The organism is Rathayibacter sp. AY2B3 (genome assembly GCF_002931755.1).
GTDB lineage: Bacteria > Actinomycetota > Actinomycetes > Actinomycetales > Microbacteriaceae > Rathayibacter.
Genome location: NZ_PSUG01000030.1, coordinates 23837 through 44154, shown reverse-complemented (window position 1 = coordinate 44154; position 20318 = coordinate 23837). Strand labels below are relative to the sequence as shown.

Sequence of the window (20318 nt, the reverse complement as noted above, 5' to 3'; positions counted from 1 at the left end):
CTGCGCGCGTCGGGGCACGAGTAGGCGGGGGTTCGAGAGGCCCGCTTCGGGGCTTGATCGAGCGGCAGGGGTGCGGGTGCTCGGCGGTGCGGGATCTCGATGCGCCCGCTCCGGGCTCCCCGAGCAGCAGGAGGGGCGGGCTCCCCGAGCAGCAGGAGGGGCCGGGCAGCGGCGTGTCGAGACCCGTCCTCTCTCGACACGCCTCCACCTGAACGGGGAGCCCGACGCGCGCAGCCACTGCGGAGGCGGGCGCTCGTAGACTGAGGGCATGCCTCCGATCGTGCACGGATTCGACTGGCCCGATCGCGTCGTCGTGGGGACCGTCGGCTCACCCGGCTCGCGCTCCTTCTACCTCCAGGCCAAGACCGGGCCCCGCGTGGTCAGCGTCGGCCTCGAAAAGCAGCAGTCGGCCCTCCTCGCCGAGAAGATCGACGAGATCCTCGACCAGCTGATGACCGCCCAGGGCAACCCGGTCAGCGTCCCCGCCGGCACTCCCCCGGAGCTCGTCGACAACGATCCGCTCGACCAGCCCGTGGAGCCCGAGTTCCGCGTCGGCGGGCTCAGCCTCGGCTGGGACCCGTCCACCGCGCAGATCGTGATCGAGGCCTACCCGCTGACCGAGGCGGAGGACGACTCCGAGGAGGAGCCCGAGCCCACCGAGATGCTGCAGGTGAAGATCCCGGTCGGGACGGCGCGCGCCTTCGCGAAGCGCACCCTCGAGGTCGTCGGCGCCGGACGTCCGCTCTGCCCTCGATGCGGCGAGCCGATGGATCCCGACGGGCACGACTGCCCGCTCGCATGAGCGACCCGGGCGGGCTCGACGGCGAGCTGGAGCTGGCCGGCCGGATCACGATCGCCTCGAACGCGACGTTCCTCGCGCAGCTCGGCGAGACGTCCGTCGTCTACAAGCCGATCTCGGGCGAGAAGCCGCTGTGGGACTTCCCGGACGGCGTGCTCGCGGGCCGCGAGGTCGCCGCGTACCTCGTCTCGGAGGCGCTCGGCTGGAACGTGGTGCCGCGCACGTGGCTGCGCGACGGTCCGCTCGGTCCGGGCATGGTGCAGCTCTGGCAGGACATCGATCCGGACCAGGACGCCGTCGACCTGGTGCCCGCCGACTCCGTGCCCGACGGATGGCGGCACGTCCTCGACGGCAGCGACGAGGAGGACCGCGACATCTCGCTCGTGCACGAGGACTCGACCGCGCTGCGCCGGATGGCCGTGTTCGACGTCGTCGCCAACAACGCGGACCGGAAGGGCGGGCACGTGCTCGCGCTGCCCGACGGCCACCGCTACGGCGTCGACCACGGGCTCACCTTCCACTCCGAGCACAAGCTGCGCACGGTCCTCTGGGGCTGGATCGGCGAACCGCTGCTCGAGGAGGAGCTGACGGCGCTGGCGCTCCTGCGCACGCGGATCGACGGTCCGCTCGGCGAGGCGCTCTCGGAGCTGCTCACCGAGGACGAGATCGCCGCGTTCGCGAAGCGCTGCGAGAGGCTCGGCTCCTTCGGCCGCTTCCCGGGCCCGCGGGGCGGGATGCCCGCGGTGCCCTGGCCGCTGTTCTGAGCCGGGCGCGTTCAGAACGCAGGACGAACGCCTCCGGAGCAGGGCAGACGCGCTGATCCGCAGGCGCGGGAGCAGATCTCTCCTGCATCGTGAACGGCTCAGAAGCTCCAGCCCCGGCCGAACAGCTCCTCGCCGGGCGTCCCGCCGCCGCCCGGACCCGCGCCGCGAGCGCCGAGGTAGGAGGAGACGACGGCCGCGCCGAGGTCCTCCGCCTCCGGGTTCACCACCGAGCCTCCGACCCGGCGGGCGAGCGAGTCGATGAAGCGCGCGAGGCCCGGGTCGTCGCCCAGGCGGAAGAACGTGGTGTGCGCGCCCAGGCGGAGCGACGCGTCGAGCTCGCGGACCGAGACGGCGACGGTCAGCGGGTCGGGCGGGTAGTCGAAGAAGACGCCGCCGTCGGGCTCGAGGTGCGCGGTCGGCTCGCCGTCGGTGACGATGAGCAGCACCGGCTGCGCGTTCGGGTGCTTGCGGAAGTGCCGGTTGGCCAGCAGCAGCGCGTGGTGCAGGTTCGTGCCCTTGTCCCACTCCGCGTCCAGACCCACCAGCTGCTCGACGTCCATCACCTCGGCGCGCCGGCCGAAGGCGACGAGCTGCAGCGCGTCCCCGCGGAACCGGCTGCTGATCAGGGTGTGCAGGGCGAGCGCGGTGCGCTTCATCGGCACCCAGCGGCCGTCCATCGCCATCGAGAACGAGGTGTCGACGAGGAGCGCGACACAGGCCTGCGTGCGCGCCTCCGTCTCCTGCACCTCGACGTCGTCGATCCGGATGCGCACCCCCGAGCCGACCGGTCGGCCCTCGCCGGCCGTGCGGGTCAGGGCGTTGGTCACCGTGCGGGGGATGTCCCAGGCCTCGGTGTCGCCGAACTCCCACGAGCGCGTCGCTCCGGAGCGCTCGCCCGCCGCGCCTGCGCGCCGGACGTCGCGGGCGCCCTGACGGCCGGAGACGGTCTCGGCGATGTCGCGCAGGAGCGCCCTGCCCAGCTGGCGCATGGCCTTCGGGCTGAGGGCGAGGCGGCCGTCGGAGCCGCGGCGCAGGGTTCCGGAGTCGCGCAGTGCCCGCTCCAGGCGCTTCAGCGTCTGCGCGTCGACGGAGGCGTCCTCGCCCAGGCGCTTCGCCAGCAGGTCGAGGTCGAGGTCGTCGAGGGAGGAGCGGTCCGTCTGCGCGAGCTGGTCGGCGAGGGCGTCGAGGTCGGCCAGCTCCTGGAACACGCCCGTCCCGTCGCCGAGTCCGAGCCCCTGCTCGCCGTCCATCCGCTCGGAGCCGCCCCAGTCCTCGCCGGGGCGGAGCCCCCGCAGGGTCTCGTCGAGGCGGCCGAGGGACTGCAGGAGCTCCGGCGTGCCGAAGGCCTGCTGGGCGAGGGCGTCGAGCTCGGCGCGCTGCTCGGCGGTCATCGAGTTGCGCATCCGCTGGGCCGCGGCCGCGCGGGCGGCGAGCGCGTCGATCAGCTCGTCCACCGACTCCGGGCCCTCGGGGAAGTACTCGCCGTGCTGCTCCAGGAAGGCGTCGAACTGCTCGGGGGTGTCCTCGCCGCGCGCGTGCGCCTCGAGCAGCTCGTTCAGGTCGCGGAGCATCGCGTCGATCGCGGCCCGGTCCTCCTCGCTCGCGTTCTCGAGGGCCTTCTTCATCCCCTCGAAGCGCTGGTCGAGCATCTCGCGGCCGAGGAGCTCGCGGATCCGCTCGAAGTCGGCGCGCGCCTCGGGGCTCTGCCAGCGGTAGTCGCTGAGCTCCGAGACGGCCGCGGCCGGTGAGGGCGGGAGGCTCTCGAGCTGGATCTCGGCGAGCGCGCGGTCGCCGTCGTCCATCTGCGTGTCGCGGGCGAGCTGCTTGCGCTCGGCGAGGACGGCCTTGTCGAGGAGCTCGCGGATCTCGCGGAGCGTGCCGTCGAGGTTGTTCTTCTGCGTGAGCTCGCGACGTCGCTCGGCGACGCGGGCGGCGAGGTCGTCCAGGCCCTCGCGGTCGCGGGCGCCCCGGCGGAGGAACTCGCGCAGGGCGCGCTCGGGCGAGGTGCCGCCCATCACGTCCTCGCCGATCGCGTCGAGGGCCTCCTTCAGGTCGACCGGAGGGGCGAGCGGATCGGGCCCGCCGTCGTACTTCGCGTAGCGCGCGTCGCGCTTCAGCCGGCGGTTGCCGCGCGGAGCATCAGCCATAGACGGCCTCGCCCCCGCCCGTCTCCTTGCTCAGCTTCCGCGAGAGGTACAGGCCCTCGAGGGCGAGCTCGACCGCTCCGGCGCGGCGCCCCTCCCCCACGGCATCGAGGCGCTCGGCGACCTCGTCGTAGACGCGGGCCTCGCCGAGCAGCGGCAGGCCGGCCAGGAACTCGCGGGCGGTCACCTGCTCGCCGGTCGTGATCATCGCGCCGTTCTCGACCGCCTCGACGAGCGGCCCGAGATCGACCCCGCGCAGGTGGGCGCGGACGGTCTCGGCGGTCGCCTGGCGGAGCAGGTGGTCGAGGATCTCGTCCTCGCGGCCCTCCTCCCCCGACTCGAACTCGATCTTGCCGCCGAGCACGTCGACGGCGGTCTCGAGGTCGATGGGGCGGGCGACCGCCTCCTCCTCGCCGCGGCGGGTGGCGCGGTGCAGGGCGGCCGCGGCGATGGTCTCGGCGCCGGCGATGGCGAAGCGGGCGCTGACGCCGCTGCGCTGGTCGACCGAGCTCGACTCGCGCAGGGCCCGCGTGAAGCGGGCGAGGATCTCGATGAGCGCGTCGGGCACGGTCGCGACGAGGTCCGCCTCCTGCCGGATGACGGCGACCTCGTCGACGAGCGCGGTCGGGTAGTGGGTGCGGATCTCGGCGCCGAAGCGATCCTTCAGCGGCGTGATGATGCGGCCGCGGTTCGTGTAGTCCTCCGGGTTCGCGCTCGCGACGACGAGGACGTCGAGCGGGAGGCGGAGGACGTAGCCGCGGATCTGGATGTCGCGCTCCTCCATCACGTTGAGCATGGCGACCTGGATCCGCTCGGCCAGGTCCGGCAGCTCGTTGATCGCGACGATGCCGCGGTGGCTGCGCGGGATGAGGCCGAAGTGGATGGTCTCCGGGTCGCCCAGGCTGCGGCCCTCGGCCACCTTCATCGGGTCGACGTCGCCGATGAGGTCGGCGACGCTGGTGTCGGGGGTGGCCAGCTTCTCGACGTAGCGCTCCTCGCGGGGCTTCCACGCGACGGGCAGGTCCTCTCCCAGCTCCTCCGCGCGGCGGCGGCTCTCCGTGGTGATCGGCTCGTAGGGGTGCTCGCCGAGCTCGGATCCCTCGATGACGGGCGTCCACTCGTCGAGCAGGCCGACGAGGGTGCGCAGGAGGCGGGTCTTGCCCTGGCCGCGCTCGCCCAGCAGGACGATGTCGTGGCCGGCGATGACGGCGCGCTCGACCTGCGGGATGACCGTCTCGGCGAAGCCGTGCAGGCCCGGCCAGGGGTCGCGGCCCTCGCGCAGGGCGTCGAGCAGGTTGTCGCGGATCTCGGTGCGGAGGCTCTTCTGCACGTGCCCGGAGGCACGGAGCTGGCCGAGGGTCTGGGTCGTCGGGCGCATCACCTCGGCAACGCTACGCCGCAGGTCCGACACGTGGTGGAGGTGCGGCGTATTCGCGGCGCGGGCTTGCGCGGGCGCGCTTCCAGGGCACCGCTGGGCAGGCGGGGCACCGCTGTGGAGGCGGCGTCGCGGCGAGGCGCGCGGCGTCTCGGCGGGCGGGTGGCGCGGGGAGCCGCGGACGGCTCAGCGCTCGAGGCGCGGGGCGGCGGCGAGCAGGCGGCGGGTGTACTCCTCCTGCGGCGCGGCCAGGAGCGACGCGGCCGGACCCGCCTCGACGATCCGGCCCTCGCGCATCACGGCGATGCGGTCGCTCATGTGGGCGATCACGCCGAGGTCGTGCGAGATGAGGAGGAGGGCGAGGCCGTGACGGCGCTGCAGGTCGTCGAGCAGGTCGAGGATCTGAGCCTGCACCGACACGTCGAGGGCGGAGACGGGCTCGTCGCAGATCAGCACGTCGGGGCGCGTCGCGAGCGCCCGGGCGATCGAGACGCGCTGGCGCTGACCGCCGGAGAGGGTCCGCGGCGAGCGCCGCTCGAGGGCGGGGTCGAGTCCCACGCTCTCGAGCAGCGCGGGCACGGAGGCGGTGCCGGCGTCGCGGAGGAGGCGGCCGACGCTCCAGCGCGGGTCGAACGAGGAGAGGCTGTCCTGGTAGACGGCGCCGATCCGCGGGCGGCGGGGACGGCGGGAGCGCTCCGTCACTGCGGACCACGGCTCGCCGAACAGCTCGACGGCGCCTGCGTCCGGACGCCGCAAGGCCAGCACGAGCCGGGCCACGGTGCTCTTGCCCGATCCGGACTCCCCGACGAGCCCCACGGTCTCGCCGCGTCGCAGCTGGAGGTCGACGCCGTCGACCGCGACCCGCACTCCTCCGCCGGGCAGCGCGAAGCGGGCGGCCATACCGCGGGCCGCGACCACGACCTCGCCGGGGGCGTCGTGCGGGGTGGCCGGGGCGGTCGGGTCGGTGAGCCGGGAGCCGCGCGGGCGCCCCGCGGGGACGGCCGCCACGAGCGCGCGGGCCTCGGCGCTGCGGGGCGCGCGCAGCACCTCGGCCGCGGTCCCCTCCTCCACCACGCGGCCGTCGGCCAGCACGAGGATGCGGTCGGCGAGGCCCGCCACCACGGCGAGGTCGTGCGAGACCAGGACGAGCGCCCGGCCGCGCGCCTTCTGCTCGGCGAAGAGCTCGAGCACCCGGGCCTGCACGGTGACATCGAGCGCGGTGGTCGGCTCGTCGGCGACGAGCAGCGGCGGGTCGAGCGCCACGGCCGCCGCGAGGAGGGCGCGCTGGCGGAGCCCGCCGGAGAGGTCGCCGGAGCGCTCGCGCATCCGCTCGGCCGGCTCCGGCATGCCGACGCTCGCCAGGGCCTCGATCGTCCGCTGCGCGCGCTCGGCCGCGGGCGGGCGGCCGTGGAGGCGGAGCACGTCGCCGATCTCGCGGCCGATCGGACGCAGCGGGTCGAGCGACAGCAGCGCGTCCTGCGGCACGAAGCCGACGGATCCGCCGCGCAGCCGCCGCAGCTCCCGCTCGCCCGCGCCGACCACCTCGGTCCCGCCGACGCGGACGCTTCCGGTCACGGCGCCTCCGCTCAGCCCCAGCAGCGCTCGCGCAGTGACGCTCTTGCCCGACCCGGACTCGCCGACGATCGCGACGCACTCCCCCGGCTCCACGCGGAGCGAGACCCCGTGCACCACCTCGACGCCGTCGAAGGCGACCCGGAGCCCGTCGACGACGACCGCGCTCACCGCGCACCCCTCAGACGCCCGCCGAGGACCGTCGTCGCGATCGTGGTCAGCACGATCGCCAGTCCCGGGAACACGGTCAGCCACCACGCGCTCGCGAGATAGGTGCGGCCCGCCGAGAGCATCGCGCCCCACTCCGGCGCGGGCGGCTCGGCGCCCAGACCCAGGTAGCTGAGGGCCGAGGCCCAGACGATCGCCTGGCCGACGCCGAGGGTCGCCAGCACGGCGAGCGGCCCGAAGGTGTTGGGGAGGACGTGACGGAGGAGGATGCGGACCGGCCCGTGCCCCAGCACCCGCGCCGCCTCGACGTAGCCGGAGTCGCGGATGCCGAGCAGCTGCGTGCGCAGGATGCGGGCGTAGCCCGGCGCGGTGGAGAGGCCGACCGCGATGGTGGCGGGGACGACTCCGGGGCCGGTGACGACGATCACGAGCAGCGCGAGCAGGAGTGCGGGGAACGCGAAGAGCACCTCGAGCACGCGGCCGATCACTCCGTCGACGACGCGGCCGCCGAACGCCGCGACCACCCCGAGCACCGCGCCGAGGACGAGTCCGATCGCGGTGGCGCTGGCGCCGATCAGCAGGGACGCGCCCGCCCCCGCGATGAGGCGGCTGAGGACGTCGCGGCCGGACTCGTCGGTGCCGAGCAGGTGCGCGGCGCCCGGCGGGGTGAAGGCGTCGCGCGGGGCGACGGCGAGCGGATCGGAGGGGGCGAGCAGCCCGGGCGCGACGGCGGCGAGCAGGAGCAGCACGACGAAGACCGCGGCCAGCACCTCGCCCGCGCGGAGGCGGGACGCGCCCCGGCGGAGCGGGCGGGCGGCGCGCAGCTCGAGCTCGCTCACGCGACCGCCTCCCGCCGTGCCAGACGCGGGTCGATCACGCGCGTCAGCAGATCGGTGGCGAGGGTCACGACGATGTACGCCACCGCCGTGACGAGCACGACTCCCGTCACCACCGGCACGTCACGGACCGTCACCGCCGCGAGCAGCGTCCGGCCGAGCCCCGGCCTCGCGAAGATCGTCTCGACCACCACGGCCCCGCCGATCAGGTAGCCGAACGCCCAGCCCGAGAGCGAGACCCCCGGCAGCACCGCGTGGCGCAGCGCGTGGCGGGCGCGGACGCCGAGCTCGCCCTCGCCGCGCGCCCGGGCGGCGAGCACGAACGGCGACTCCAGCGCGTCGAGGAGGGAGCGGCGCATCACCTGGCCGAGGAAGCCCGCCAGCGGGATCGCGAGAGTGAGCGTCGGCAGCACCAGCCCGGCGGGCGACCCGGTGCTGACCGGGGGCAGCCAGCGCAGCGCGGTCGCGAAGACGGCGATCAGCACGGTCGCCAGCCAGAAGTGCGGAAGCGCGGCTGCCGTGAGCTCGAGGCCGGAGCCGACCGCGGCGGCGAGCCGGCCGCCCCGGGTCGACCAGAGGGCGGTCGCGAGCGCGAGGATCCACGCGGCGGTCAGCGCGAGCACGGCGAGCAGGAGAGTGCCGGGCAGCTGCTCGCCGAGGATCTGCGCGACCGGGGTGCGGAGGGAGTAGGAGGTGCCGAGGTCGCCGCGCGCGAGCCTGCCGAGCTGCACCAGGTACTGCACGAGGAGCGGCTGATCGAGTCCGTACTGCTCCCTCACCGCGGCGAGCGCCTCGGGCGACGCCTGCGACCCCGGACCGCCGAGGATCGCCTGCGCCGGATCGCCGGGGACGAGGCGGATGAGCACGAAGACGGCGGTCGCGACGGCCCACAGCACCACGAGGGCGCCGCCGAGGCGGAGGAGCACGCGGCGGATCATGCGGGCGGTCGTCCTCTCCGGTCGGGGCAGTGGGCGGGGTGCGGCGGGGTCCGCTCTCTCCGGAGCACGGGGTCTCGAGGCTCTGCCCGCGGCGGCCGCTCGACGGCATGAGGCGCGGAGCCACAGGACCCGCGCCTCAGCGATCACTCCAGGGCCGGGTCAGACCCAGGCGTCGGCGAACCAGGGGGTCGACACGGTGTCGAGGGCGACGAGTCCCTGGACGGCCGACCGGTGCAGGTAGTGGTTCTGCTGGTCGTAGAGCGGCAGGATCCAGTAGCCCTCGAGGACGATCCGCTGCGCCTGCTCGTACAGGTCGGCGCGGGCGTCCTCGTCGGTCGTGGCGCTCGCCTGCTCGAGCAGCGAGTCGAGAACGGGGTCGGCGATCTGCGCGTGGTTGGCGAAGTAGCCGCTCGGCGCGGGGGTGATGCCCGAGGAGGAGTAGAGGATCCGCAGCACGTCGGGCCCGACCTTCGTGTACGGGGCGCTCACCAGCTCGTACTCGTTCGACGCGAGCGCGGTGTACCAGCTCGACAGGTCGAGCAGGCTGATCCGCACGTCGAAGCCGAGGGTCTTCGCCGAGGCCTGGATCTGCTCGAACAGCGACTGCTCGGCCGGGATCGACTGGTTGGTGCTGACGGGGAAGCGCAGCGTCAGCGGCGTGCCGTCCTTCTCGCGGATGCCGTCGCCGTCCGAGTCGACCCAGCCGGCCTTCTCGAGCAGATCCTCCGCGGCGGTCACCTCGGAGTCGGACCCGGCGTCCTCGAAGAGCGACGGGTCGGAGTACGCGGTCGCCTCGCGGCTGGACAGCGGAGAGGAGGAGCGCTCGGCCGTCCCGAAGAAGAGGGAGTCGATCGCGTCGTTCACGCCGACGCCGCGGACGAACGCCTCGCGGACGGACTCGTCGTCGAACGGCGCCTGGCCGGAGTTGAGCTCGAGGCGGTTGACCGAGCCGGGCCGCGGCGCGTCGAGCTCGACGAGGTCGGAGGCTCCGGTCGCGGCCTTCAGGGTGTCGGGCTGCGCGTTGTCGAGCACGTCGACCTCGCCCGACTGCAGCGCCGCGTAGCGGGTGGCGGAGTCGGGGATGAAGCGCCAGGTGATGCTCGCCAGGTGCGCGGGGCCCTCGTGGCCGTCCCCGGTCGGGCCGGTCGACGCGTCGTAGGCCTCGTTGCGGGTGAGGGTCACGTGGTCCTGCTTGACCCATTCCGAGACGGTGAAGGGGCCTGTGCCGACGGGCGCCTCGCAGTTGGCCTCCTCGCCACGCGCGATGCCGGCGGGCGACTCGATCGCGGTCCACGGCTGCGCGAGCGACTCGAGCAGCGCACTGTCCGGCGCGGTCAGGGTGAAGCGGGCGACGGTCGGCGAGACGGCCGTGACGGAGGCGACCTTCGCCACCGCGAGGTAGCCGGTGGAGGACTTGGTCGCCGGGTCCTGGAGGTGCGCGATGTTCGCGGCGACCGCCTCCGCGTCGAGGGCGGTGCCGTCGGTGAAGGTCACGCCCTCACGCAGGGTGAAGTCGTAGCTGAGCGCGTCGTCCGAGACGGTCCACGACTCGGCCAGCCACGGCGTGATGGTGCCGTCGGCGTCGCGCGAGACGAGGGACTCGAGCACCTGAGTCGCGAGGAGCGCCTGCGGGTAGTTGCCGCCGACGTGCGGATCGAGGCAGGTGGGCTCGGCGTCGCCGGACGCGTAGGTCAGCGTCCCGCCGTCGACGGGGGTGCTGGAGGCGTCGGGCGTCTCGGCGGTGCAGCCGCTGAGCAGGAGCGCGGCGGCCGCGACGGCGGCGGGGAGGGCGAGGAGGCGGGGGCGCAGCGGCATGACGTCTTTCGTGGAGGGGTCGGAGGCGTTCGCGTTTCTTGGACGCGACCCAGGAAACGCTAGCAGGGCGTGGAGGCGGCGGACGGGGATCGCACGGATCCGTGGAGGAGTGCCCGGATCCCGCGCTGGGGAGGGACGAATCGCGCTGGCGGAGATCTCTGACGCGCCAGGCCGCGGAGATCGGCCCCCTCTCTCCTACTGTCGGTGCATGACCTCCGCCGTGCTCGCCCTCCTGTTCGGCTCCGCCATCGCCCTCGTGGGGCTCGTGCCCTGGGCCGCCCTGCAGTACCGGCGTCGCGGAGTCCTCGGGATCGGCAACGCGGTGCTGGCCTTCGCCGCCGTGGTCTACGCGCTCGCCCTCGTCACCTACACGCTCCTCCCCCTGCCCGACGAGGCGACGGTCGCCGCCGCCTGCCGCACCGGATCGGGTCCGCAGCTGCGCCTGTTCGCCTTCGTCGGCGACATCGCGAAGGAGGGCGGGATCGACGGGCCCCGCGCACTGCTGACGAACCCCGCGTCCGCGCAGGTGCTCCTGAACGTCGTCTTCTTCGTCCCCCTCGGGATGCTCGTCCGCCATCTCGCCCTGCGCGGGCGCCTCGTCGCCGGGCTGATCGGGGGCACCGTCGTCGGCTTCGCCGTGTCGCTCCTCATCGAGGTCACGCAGCTCACGGGCGACTGGTTCCTCTACCCGTGCGCCTACCGGCTCTTCGACGTCGACGACCTGCTGGCCAACACGGTCGGCGCCCTGCTCGGCACCCTCCTCTCCCCCGTCCTCCTCGTCTTCACCCGCCGGACCGAGGGCGCGGTGCCGGAGCTGGCCCGCCCGGTCACGATCCGCCGCCGCGCGTTCGGCATGTTCTGCGACGTGCTCGCGCTGAGCCTGATCACGGGCGCGCTCGTCTCGGTCACCGGGATCGGCCTCGTGCTCGCGGGGGTGGACACGCGGTCGAGCCCCGGGGACGTGGTCCTCGGAGCCCTGCCGTTCGCGGCTCCGCTGCTCCAGCTGGTGATCGTGCTGCGGTCCGGGCGGACCCTCGGCGAGACGGTGGTGCGCCTGCGTCCCGAGCCGCGACCGCTCCTCCGGCAGCGGCTCGTGCGCTGGGCGGCGGGATCGGGCGGCTGGTCGACCCTGCTCGCCGTCGAGGGCGGGTTCTGGTCGTTGCTCGCCTTCGTCCTCGCGGCGGCCGCCGTGATCGGCCTGTTCACGACCCGGGGCCACCGGGGTACGGCGAACGCGCTGGCGCGCCTCGATGTCGTGGACGAGCGGGCGGCGGCGCCGTCGGCCGTCCACGAGACGGACTGAGAGGAGCCCGCCGGCCGCCTCGGCGGGCCGCCGATCAGACCGCCGCGCGGAGCCCCTCGACCAGGTCGTGCTGCGCCTCGCGGCCGGCCCGCGTGGGCACGAGCGGGTACACGTGCACCTGCCCGACGGCCTCGTGCAGCTCGAACGGGACCCCGGCGGCCGCCGCCCGCTCGGCCAGCACGTGCGCGTCCGGGTTGAGGACGTCGCGCGTGCCGGTGAAGACGGTGAGCGGACCGAGGCCCGCCAGGTCTCCGAACAGCGGGCTGACCACGGGATCGAGCAGGTCGAGGGAGCCGCGCCAGCTCTCGGCGAGGACGCGACCGCCCGGCGTGCCGAGCCACGGATCCGTCGGCTGCACCTCGGGGATGCGCGGGTTGCTCCAGGAGAGGTCGAGCGCGGGCGAGACGAGGGTGGTGCGCGGCAGGACCACCCCGTCGTCGCGCAGGGCGAGGGCCGTCGAGAGCGCGATCTGGCCGCCCGCCGAGTCGCCGGCGAGGCAGGTCGCGCCGTACCGCTCCAGACTCCGCAGCACCAGAGAGCGGACGCCGTCGCGCGCCTCGAGCGCGGTGCCGAAGGGCACGAGCGGGTAGAGGGGGAGGGTCACCGCGACGGAGGCCTCGTCGGCGATGCGCGCGGCGAGCCACCAGTGCTGGGGCGCGATCTCGTTCACCCAGCCGCCGCCGTGGACGTAGACGACGCCGCCGCGGATCACCCTCGGGCGGATCGTGTAGACCGGCCAGGAGCCGACCTGCTCCACGTCGACGCGCACGCCGGGCCGGAGGCGGGGCGGCGGGCCGTAGGAGGCGGGACGGAGCGCACGCTCCCGGATACGGCGGCGGGCTCCCTCCGCGCTGACGAAGGTGCGGTTCGCGCGGGCGAGCCGGAGCGCGAAGGGGACGAGGGCATCGGGGACGACGAGCGGCATCGCCCGAGCATCGCGCACCCCGGTGCGCGGCGGCTGGGCGGCGGCGGGCTCGGACTCCGTGGACTCGGCCGCGACGGACTCGGCCGCCGATCCGGGGAGGTCGGAGGACTCGGCGCGGGCATCCGCGGACGGAGCATCGGGGACGCGCTCGACGCCCGGACACCCGCGCACACCACGTCGCCCGGGCACCCCGCGCACAGCACGACGGCCCGGCCCGTGGGGGGAGCCGGGCCGGGGCCGCCGGTCAGAGCGGTGACTGCACGCCCGCGGAGCGCGGGGCGGCAGCGACCTCGCTGTCGGCCGGGCGCTGCGGGTCAGCGTCGCGCGGCGGAGCGGCCGGCGAAGCGCGTGTAGACGAGCAGGACGATGATCGCTCCGATGATCGAGCCGATGATGCCGGCAGGCTGGAAGAAGCCGTCCATCGGGTCGTGCTGGAAGATCAGGAAGCCGAGGAAGCCGCCGACGAACGAGCCGACGATGCCCAGCACGATGGTCATGCCGATGCTGATGCTCTGCTTCCCGGGGACGATGAGCCGGGCCAGCGCTCCTGCGATGAGTCCGACGACGATGAGGCTGATGATGAGACCGAGCATGGCGGTCGTCCTTCCGTTGTGCGGGCGGGGGCCCGCTGATCGGTTCCGCGGTTGCGGGACCGGTGACTACGCAACCACCCCGGAGGAGGCGCCGCTACACCCCTGGGGGTGTGCTCGCCCCGACGAGCCGTGCGGTAGCGTCCGACCATGACCCGCCGTGCGCCCCTCACCGTCGCGCTCGTCGACGACTACGACGTCGTCCTCACGGGCCTCGCGCACATGTTCGACCACTACCGCGACCGGGTGGTCGTCGCGGAGATCGACGCGAACGCCTCCCTCTCGGACCGGATCGACGTCGTCCTCTACGACTCGTTCGCCCAGCCGGAGTCGGACCACCACGAGATCGCGGAGCTGGTGCGCAACGAGCGGGCCGAGCACGTGGTCGTCTACACCTGGAACTTCGCGCCGACGCTCATCGCGGACGCCCTCGAGCAGGGCGTCCACGGCTACCTCTCCAAGACCCTGCCGGCGCGGGAGCTGGTGGCCGCGCTCGAGCGGGTGGCCGCGGGCGAGGTCGTCGTCAGCGACCCTCCGCGGCGGGCGGGCAGCGCGCCGGGCCTCGACTGGCCGGGCCGCCACGAGGGCATCACCGACCGGGAGTCGGAGATCCTCGCGCTCATCACGCAGGGCAAGAGCAACGCCGACGTCGCGGCTCTCACCTACCTCAGCCCCAACACGGTGAAGTCCTACATCCGCAGCGTCTACGGCAAGATCGGCGCGACCAGCCGCACGCAGGCCGTCCTCTGGGGCGTCGACCACGGCTTCACGCCGGACCACCACCGCATCGACCACTGGCTCGGCGGCCCCTGACCCGCGCCCGGACACCCTCCGAGAGATGCCGCTCGGGCCCGGGACACGCCGACGGACCCGTACTCACGCGGCCTCTCGCGGAGGAGGACGGGGGCGCACGCACCGCTACGGTGTGGCCATGCCCCTCGACCGCGCGCCGACCATCCGCGACGTCGCGGTGCGGGCCGGAGTGTCGTACCAGACGGTGTCGCGGGTGCTCAACGACAGCCCCCAGCTGCGGCCGCGCACCCGGGAGCGCGTGCTCGCCGCGATCGAAGACCTCGGCTTCCGGCCCAGCGCTGCCGCCCGTGCCCTGGCGACGAGCCGCTCCGGCCTGATCGGGATCCTCGCCGCCGAGAGCCACAGCTTCTACGGCACCGCCACGGCGATGGCCGCGATCGAGCAGGCGGCGCGCGACGCGGGCTACCGGGTGCCGGTCGTGAACGCGGCGCCGGACGCGGAGTCGCTGGCCGACGGCCTCGCCCACCTGCAGCGGGAGTCGGTCGAGGCGATCGTGGTCCTCGCCCCTCAGGAGCGCGCGCTGGAGGCGATCGAGAGCCTCGCGATCGGCGTCCCCTCGGTCACGCTCGGCGCGACGGACCGCGGCGCCGACTCCCTGCTCCTCGTCGACCAGGCGGCCGGAGCACGGCTCGCCACCGAGCACCTCGTCGGCCTCGGCCACACGCGCATCGCGCACCTCGCCGGTCCGCAGCACTGGGTGGAGGCGCAGGCCCGGCTCGAGGGCTTCGGCGCCGGGATGAGCGCGGCCGGCCTCGCGCCCGTCGCCGTCGTGGCGGGCGACTGGAGCGCCGAGTCCGGCTACCGCGCCGGCCTCCGCCTCCTCGACGGGTCGCCCCTGCCGACCGCGGTGTTCGCCGGCAACGACCAGATGGCCCTCGGACTCCTGCACGCCTGCACCGAGCGGGGACTGCGTGTACCGGAGGACCTCAGCGTCGTGGGCTTCGACGACGTGCCCGAGGCGGCGCACTACCAGCCGCCGCTGACGACCATCCGCCAGGACTTCGCCGAGGTCGGCCGCCGCACGATCGGCGTCGTGCTCGCGGAGCTGCGCGGCGAGGAGCCCGCCGTCGACCGCCCGGTGCCGCCGGTGCTGGTGGAGCGGGCGTCGACGGCTCAGGCCTGAGCGCCGCCCCGCACCGGGGGCGGCCGCCGCCTCCTGACCGGCGCCCCGCCCCGACCCTCGTGCGGCAGCCACCTCCTGAGCTCCCGCCTCACCCCGCGTGCGGCAGCAGCACCTCCACGCGCCCCTCGCGCACCCGCGTCTCGAACCGCGGCTGCGGCGAGGTGGCCGGCCCGCGCAGCACCTCGCCGGTCTCGAGCGAGAAGGCGCTGCCGTGCCACGGGCAGGCGACGCACGCCTCCCCCGAGGCGTCCGCCGAGACCTCGCCCTCGTCGAGCGGGCCCGAGAGGTGGCTGCAGACGTTCGACAGCACGTCGATCCGCTCGCCCCGCCGGAAGGCCAGCAGGGGAAGGCCCGCGACCTCCCTCCTCACCGGCGTGCGCTCCGGCAGGTCCGCCAGGGCGCCGAGCTCCTGCCAGCCCGAGGGGAAGCGGTGCGGCACGTCCTCCGCGTGGTTCGCGCCCGCCGCCTGCCGGTAGCTGAGGTGGCCGCCCAGGTAGCCGCCGCCCGAGACGACGGCGAGCCCGAGCATCCCGAGCACCGTCCCGCTCGTGGTGCGCCCGCGGCGGCGCTGCACCCACGACGCGGCGTAGAGGCCCGTCGCGACCACGTTCGCCGCCGAGTGCACCAGCCCGACGCGGGTCTGCTGCTCGTGCAGCTCCGACCAGTCGGTGAAGCCGGAGGCGGCGGTCGGCAGGACGCTGATCACGCCGACGCCGACGAGGGTCCGCGCCGCGCGCTGGTTCCCCGGCAGCAGGTCGAGCACCGCCGCCGACACCCAGGCGCCGGTCGGCACGAGGACGAGCAGCGGATGGACGGGGTGGCCGACCGGGACGCCGTGCAGCACGTCCCGCACCGGCTGCGGCCGGACCAGGGCGTTCACGGCCCGCTTCACCCGGCCGACGAACGGATCGAGGGCGGCGGCGTTCTCGAGGCGGGTGACGAGTCTGACGAGTCTGATCTCACGCACGCCTCATGCGACCAAGCGGGCGGCCCCGGCGGAAGGGGCTTGCGGCGGAGGAGCAGCAGTCGGACCCCGCCGGCCGGCCCCTCGCTTGCCGACCCCGAGCCGTTTCGCCTACGCTGACCCGGGGCTTTGTGAACGGTCACATCGCCCGAGCGAGGAGCATGATGGACCAGCGCAGGCCCACCCCCGCCGACGTGATCACGAGCGGCGCCACCGCCCTCGGCATCGAGCTCGGCTCCACCCGGATCAAGGCGTGCCTGGTCGATGCGGCCGACCCGTCCGTGGTCCTCGCGGTCGGCAGCCACGAGTGGGAGAACCAGTTCGTGGACCGCCGCTGGACCTACTCCCTCGACGCCGTCCACGCGGGCCTCCAGGCCGCCTACGCGGATCTCGTCGCGGACGCGCAGGCGCGTCACGGCGTGCAGCTCTCCTCCGTCGGAGCGCTCGGCGTCTCGGCGATGATGCACGGGTACCTCCCCTTCGATGCGGACGGCGGGCTGCTCGTCCCCTTCCGCACCTGGCGCAACACCAGCACCGGGCCCGCATCGGCGGAGCTCACGGAGCTGTTCGGCGCCAACATCCCGCTGCGCTGGTCGCTCGCGCACCTGCACCAGGCGGTCCTCGACTCCGAGCCGCACGTCGAGCGGATCGACTTCCTCACCACCCTCGCCGGCTACGTGCACTGGCGCCTCACCGGCGAGAAGGTCCTCGGAGTCGGCGACGCCTCCGGCATGGTCCCGACCGACCCGGCGACCCGCGACTACGACCAGCGCGTCGTCGACCTCTACGACGAGCGCGCGGCCGGCGCCGTGAAGCCGCTGCGCGAGCTGCTGCCCGCCGTGCTCCCCGCGGGCGCCGACGCCGGCTCGCTCACCGCCGAGGGCGCGCTCCTGCTCGACCCCACCGGCTCCCTCCGGCCCGGCGCCCCCGCCTGCCCGCCCGAGGGCGACGCCGGCACCGGCATGGTGGCGACCAACTCCGTCGCCCCGCGCACCGGCAACGTCAGCGCCGGCACCAGCATCTTCGCCATGGTCGTCCTCGAGGGCCCGCTGGAGAGCGTGCACCACGAGCTCGACCTCGTCGCGACCCCCGCGGGCGATCTCGTCGCGATGGTCCACTGCAACAACGGAGCCAGCGAGCTCGCCGGCTGGGTCGGCCTGTTCTCGCGGTTCGCCGCCGCGTCCGGCGGCCCCTCCGACAGCGACGCCGTCTACGGCACCCTCTTCGCCGAGGCGCTCGAGGGCGAGGCGGACGCGGGCGGACTGCTCGCCTACAACCACCTCGCGGGCGAGCCGATCGCCGGCCTGGTCGAGGGCCGCCCGCTCGTCGTGCGCACCCCCGACTCGCGCCTCACGCTCGCCAACTTCATGCGCGCGCAGCTCTACGGCGTGTTCGGCACGCTCGCGCTGGGCATGCGCGTCCTCGCGGGCGAGGGCGTCCGGATCGACGAGATGTTCGCGCACGGAGGCATGTTCCGCACCGCCGGAGTCGCCCAGCGCTTCCTCGCCGGCGCACTCGACGCCCCCGTCTCGGTCGCCGCGACCGCGTCCGAGGGCGGCCCGTGGGGCATGGCCGTGCTCGCCGCCTACCGCCTGCAGAGCGGAGTCGCGCTCGACGCGTACCTGACGGATCAGGTCTTCGGCGACTCCGGCTTCGAGACCGTCGCCCCCGACGCGGACGACGTCGCCGGCTTCTCCGCCTACCTCGAGCGCTACCGCGCCGGCCTCGCCGTCGAGCAGACCGCCGTCGAGACCCTCACCGACCCGCAGAACCAGGGAGCCACCGCATGACCACCCAGACCCCCGCCGTCGAGGAGGCGATCGCCCGCGTCCGCGAGGACGTCGCGCGGCTGCACTCCGAGCTCGTCCGCTACGGCCTCGTCATCTGGACCGGCGGCAACATCTCGGGCCGCGTGCCCGGCGCCGACCTCTTCGTGATCAAGCCCAGCGGCGTCTCCTACGACGACCTCGCGCCCGAGAACATGATCCTCTGCGACCTCGACGGGAACGTCGTCCCCGGCACCCCCGGCAGCGACCGCAGCCCCTCCAGCGACACCGCGGCGCACGCCTACGTGTACCGCGAGATGCCCGAGGTCGGCGGAGTCGTTCACACGCACTCCACCTACGCGACCGCGTGGGCGGCCCGCGCCGAGTCGATCCCCTGCGTCATCACCGCGATGGCCGACGAGTTCGGCGGGGAGATCCCCATCGGCCCGTTCGCGATCATCGGCGACGACTCCATCGGCCGCGGCATCGTCGCGACCCTCAGCGGGCACCGCTCGCGCGCGGTCCTGATGCAGAACCACGGCGTCTTCACCATCGGCAAGGACGCGAAGGACGCCGTCAAGGCGGCCGTCATGGCCGAGGACGTCGCCCGCACCGTGCACCTCGCGCGCCAGGGCGGCGAGCTCGTCCCCATCCCGCAGGAGTCGATCGACGCCCTGTTCGACCGCTACCAGAACGTCTACGGACAGAACCCCACCGGAGCCATCGCATGAGCGTGTACCAGAGCATCATCCCCGACCTCGCCACCCGCACCGTCTGGTTCCTGACCGGCAGCCAGGACCTCTACGGCGAGGACACCCTCCGCCAGGTCGCCGAGCAGTCGCAGGCCGTCGTCGCGCAGCTGAACGAGGCGGGCGCGATCCCCGTGACCGTCGAGTGGAAGCCGGTGCTGAAGAGCTCCGACGCCATCCGCCGCACCATGATCGAGGCGAACTCCGACGACTCCGTCGTGGGCGTCATCACCTGGATGCACACCTTCAGCCCCTCGAAGATGTGGATCCACGGCTTCGACGCGCTCGCCAAGCCGCTGCTGCACTTCCACACCCAGGCGAACGTCGCCCTGCCGTGGCAGGACATCGACTTCGACTTCATGAACCTCAACCAGGCCGCGCACGGCGACCGCGAGCACGGCTACATCCTCAGCCGGATGAGCGTGCCCCGGAAGACGGTCGTCGGCCACGCGAGCGACGCCCGCGTCACCGAGGCCATCGGCACCTGGTCGCGCGCGGCCGCCGGCTGGTCCGCTTCGCAGAGCATGAAGGTCGCCCGCTTCGGCGACAACATGCGCAACGTCGCCGTCACAGAGGGCGACAAGACCGAGGCCGAGATCCGCCTCGGCGTCAGCGTCAACACCTGGGGTGTGAACGAGCTCGTCGAGCGCGTCGACGCCGCGACCTCCGAGCAGATCGACGCCCTCGTCGCCGAGTACCTCGAGAGCTACGACGTGGTTCCCGAGCTGCTCCCCGGCGGCGAGCGCCACGAGTCGCTTCGCTACGGCGCCGCGGTCGAGATCGGCCTGCGCTCGTTCCTGGAGGAGGGCGGCTTCGAGGCGTTCACCGACAGCTTCGAGGACCTCGGCGGGCTCCGCCAGCTCCCCGGCCTCGCCGTGCAGCGCCTCATGGCCGACGGCTACGGCTTCGGCGGAGAGGGCGACTGGAAGACTGCCGTCCTCATCCGCATCGCCGCCGTCATGGGCGCCGGCCTCCCCGGCGGCACCAGCCTGATGGAGGACTACACCTACGACATGACGCCCGGCGAGGAGCTCATCCTCGGCGCGCACATGCTCGAGGTGTCGCCGTCCCTGTCGTCGAAGCGCGCCTCGCTCGAGATCCACCCGCTGGGCATCGGCGGCCGCGAGGACCCGGTGCGCCTGGTCTTCACCGCCGACGCCGGTCCCGCCGTGGTGGTCGCCCTGAGCGACGTCCGCGAGCGCTTCCGCCTGGTCGCGAACAAGGTGCAGAACGTCGAGCCGCCTCAGACGCTGCCGCACCTGCCCGTCGGCCGCGCCGTCTGGCAGCCCGCCCCGGACTTCGGCACCAGCGCCGCCGCCTGGATCACCGCCGGTGCCGCGCACCACACGGTGATGACGACGCAGATCGGCCTGGAGGCGTGGGAGGACTTCGCCCGCATCGCCGGCGTCGAGCTCCTGGTGATCGACGAGTCGACCACCCTGCGCGGCTTCGAGGCCGACATCCGCTCGAACGCGGCGTACTACCGCCTCTCCCAGGGCCTGTAGATCCTGCGAGAACGGAACGGCCGGCTCCCTGCGGGGGCCGGCCGTTCCGTCGTTCCCGGCAGGCCGCCCGGTCGGCGCCGGGGGCCTGCCGCCGAGTCCGAGACGGATCGCGTCAGCAATCGAGGGCGGATCGCCCTCTCCGGCCCGTTCGGCGCCCGATACAGCATCC

At 74.1% G+C, this 20318-nt stretch carries 17 protein-coding genes; 8 read left to right on the top strand and 9 right to left on the bottom strand.

From position 1 onward, the window contains the following. Positions 1-268: 268 nt before the first annotated feature. Together C5C24_RS11230 and C5C24_RS11225 are read left to right on the top strand one after the other, a co-directional pair. Positions 269-802, top strand: coding sequence for a DUF3090 domain-containing protein (locus tag C5C24_RS11230; RefSeq protein ID WP_104225051.1), 534 nt, complete (start codon positions 269-271; stop codon positions 800-802). Further along, complete coding sequence (locus C5C24_RS11225) at positions 799-1563, top strand: SCO1664 family protein (RefSeq protein ID WP_104277154.1); 765 nt, start codon at positions 799-801, stop codon at positions 1561-1563. Before C5C24_RS11230 ends, C5C24_RS11225 begins: the two co-directional genes overlap by 4 nt. Positions 1564-1661: 98 nt before the next feature. On the opposite strand, the gene C5C24_RS11220 is transcribed toward C5C24_RS11225, so the two are convergent. The 6 genes from C5C24_RS11220 to C5C24_RS11195 all read right to left on the bottom strand — a co-directional run bounded on the left by C5C24_RS11220 (position 1662) and on the right by C5C24_RS11195 (position 10411). Continuing rightward, the gene (locus C5C24_RS11220) at positions 1662-3710 is read right to left on the bottom strand and encodes a VWA domain-containing protein (RefSeq protein ID WP_104304981.1); all 2049 of its coding nucleotides are present in this window, start codon (positions 3708-3710) and stop codon (positions 1662-1664) included. After that, positions 3703-5085, bottom strand: a complete 1383-nt coding sequence (locus tag C5C24_RS11215; protein WP_104262318.1) for a magnesium chelatase — start codon at positions 5083-5085, stop codon at positions 3703-3705. Before C5C24_RS11215 ends, C5C24_RS11220 begins: the two co-directional genes overlap by 8 nt. 183 nt (positions 5086-5268) lie before the next feature. Further along, positions 5269-6825 (bottom strand): ABC transporter ATP-binding protein, encoded by a 1557-nt coding sequence (locus C5C24_RS11210; RefSeq protein ID WP_104304980.1) that lies wholly within the window; start codon positions 6823-6825, stop codon positions 5269-5271. Further along, positions 6822-7661, bottom strand: coding sequence for an ABC transporter permease (locus C5C24_RS11205; RefSeq protein WP_104277151.1), 840 nt, complete (start codon positions 7659-7661; stop codon positions 6822-6824). The genes C5C24_RS11210 and C5C24_RS11205 overlap by 4 nt, the downstream gene beginning before the upstream one ends. Beyond that, positions 7658-8596 carry an ABC transporter permease gene (locus C5C24_RS11200; protein WP_104277150.1) on the bottom strand — a complete coding sequence of 313 codons (939 nt, stop codon included), beginning with the start codon at positions 8594-8596 and terminating at the stop codon, positions 7658-7660. The genes C5C24_RS11205 and C5C24_RS11200 overlap by 4 nt, the downstream gene beginning before the upstream one ends. Positions 8597-8755: 159 nt before the next feature. After that, the gene (locus C5C24_RS11195) at positions 8756-10411 is read right to left on the bottom strand and encodes an ABC transporter substrate-binding protein (protein ID WP_104304979.1); all 1656 of its coding nucleotides are present in this window, start codon (positions 10409-10411) and stop codon (positions 8756-8758) included. A 208-nt stretch (positions 10412-10619) separates the two neighbouring features. On the opposite strand from C5C24_RS11195, the gene C5C24_RS11190 reads away from it, so the two are divergent. Further along, a complete protein-coding gene (locus C5C24_RS11190) occupies positions 10620-11714 on the top strand; it encodes a VanZ family protein (RefSeq protein ID WP_181110265.1) in 1095 nt (364 codons plus the stop codon). Positions 11715-11748: 34 nt separating this feature from the next. Here the strand turns inward: C5C24_RS11190 and C5C24_RS11185 are convergent, their stop codons facing one another. Then, positions 11749-12639, bottom strand: a complete 891-nt coding sequence (locus tag C5C24_RS11185) for an alpha/beta hydrolase fold domain-containing protein (RefSeq protein ID WP_104304983.1) — start codon at positions 12637-12639, stop codon at positions 11749-11751. Between the two features lie 314 nt (positions 12640-12953). Further along, the gene (locus C5C24_RS11180) at positions 12954-13232 is read right to left on the bottom strand and encodes a GlsB/YeaQ/YmgE family stress response membrane protein (RefSeq protein WP_104225042.1); all 279 of its coding nucleotides are present in this window, start codon (positions 13230-13232) and stop codon (positions 12954-12956) included. 147 nt (positions 13233-13379) lie between these two features. On the opposite strand from C5C24_RS11180, the gene C5C24_RS11175 reads away from it, so the two are divergent. Together C5C24_RS11175 and C5C24_RS11170 are read left to right on the top strand one after the other, a co-directional pair. After that, positions 13380-14042, top strand: a complete 663-nt coding sequence (locus tag C5C24_RS11175) for a response regulator transcription factor (protein WP_104225041.1) — start codon at positions 13380-13382, stop codon at positions 14040-14042. Between the two features lie 118 nt (positions 14043-14160). Continuing rightward, positions 14161-15165, top strand: a complete 1005-nt coding sequence (locus C5C24_RS11170; RefSeq protein WP_104277147.1) for a LacI family DNA-binding transcriptional regulator — start codon at positions 14161-14163, stop codon at positions 15163-15165. An 88-nt stretch (positions 15166-15253) separates the two neighbouring features. Here C5C24_RS11170 and C5C24_RS11165 read toward each other — a convergent pair whose 3' ends face one another. Continuing rightward, positions 15254-16132: a Rieske 2Fe-2S domain-containing protein gene (locus C5C24_RS11165; protein ID WP_104304978.1), complete on the bottom strand. Its 879-nt coding sequence runs from the start codon at positions 16130-16132 to the stop codon at positions 15254-15256. A 161-nt stretch (positions 16133-16293) separates the two neighbouring features. Here C5C24_RS11165 and C5C24_RS11160 point away from each other — a divergent pair, with 161 nt between their 5' ends. Genes C5C24_RS11160 through araA form a run of 3 tightly spaced genes read left to right on the top strand, consistent with a single transcriptional unit; the run spans position 16294 to position 20149 of the window. Then, entirely contained in the window at positions 16294-17919 is a 1626-nt protein-coding gene (locus tag C5C24_RS11160) for a xylulokinase (RefSeq protein ID WP_104281427.1), read from the top strand. After that, complete coding sequence (locus C5C24_RS11155) at positions 17916-18626, top strand: L-ribulose-5-phosphate 4-epimerase (protein ID WP_104224687.1); 711 nt, start codon at positions 17916-17918, stop codon at positions 18624-18626. Before C5C24_RS11160 ends, C5C24_RS11155 begins: the two co-directional genes overlap by 4 nt. Beyond that, positions 18623-20149, top strand: coding sequence for an L-arabinose isomerase (araA, locus tag C5C24_RS11150; protein ID WP_104277902.1), 1527 nt, complete (start codon positions 18623-18625; stop codon positions 20147-20149). The genes C5C24_RS11155 and araA overlap by 4 nt, the downstream gene beginning before the upstream one ends. Positions 20150-20318 lie beyond the last annotated feature (169 nt).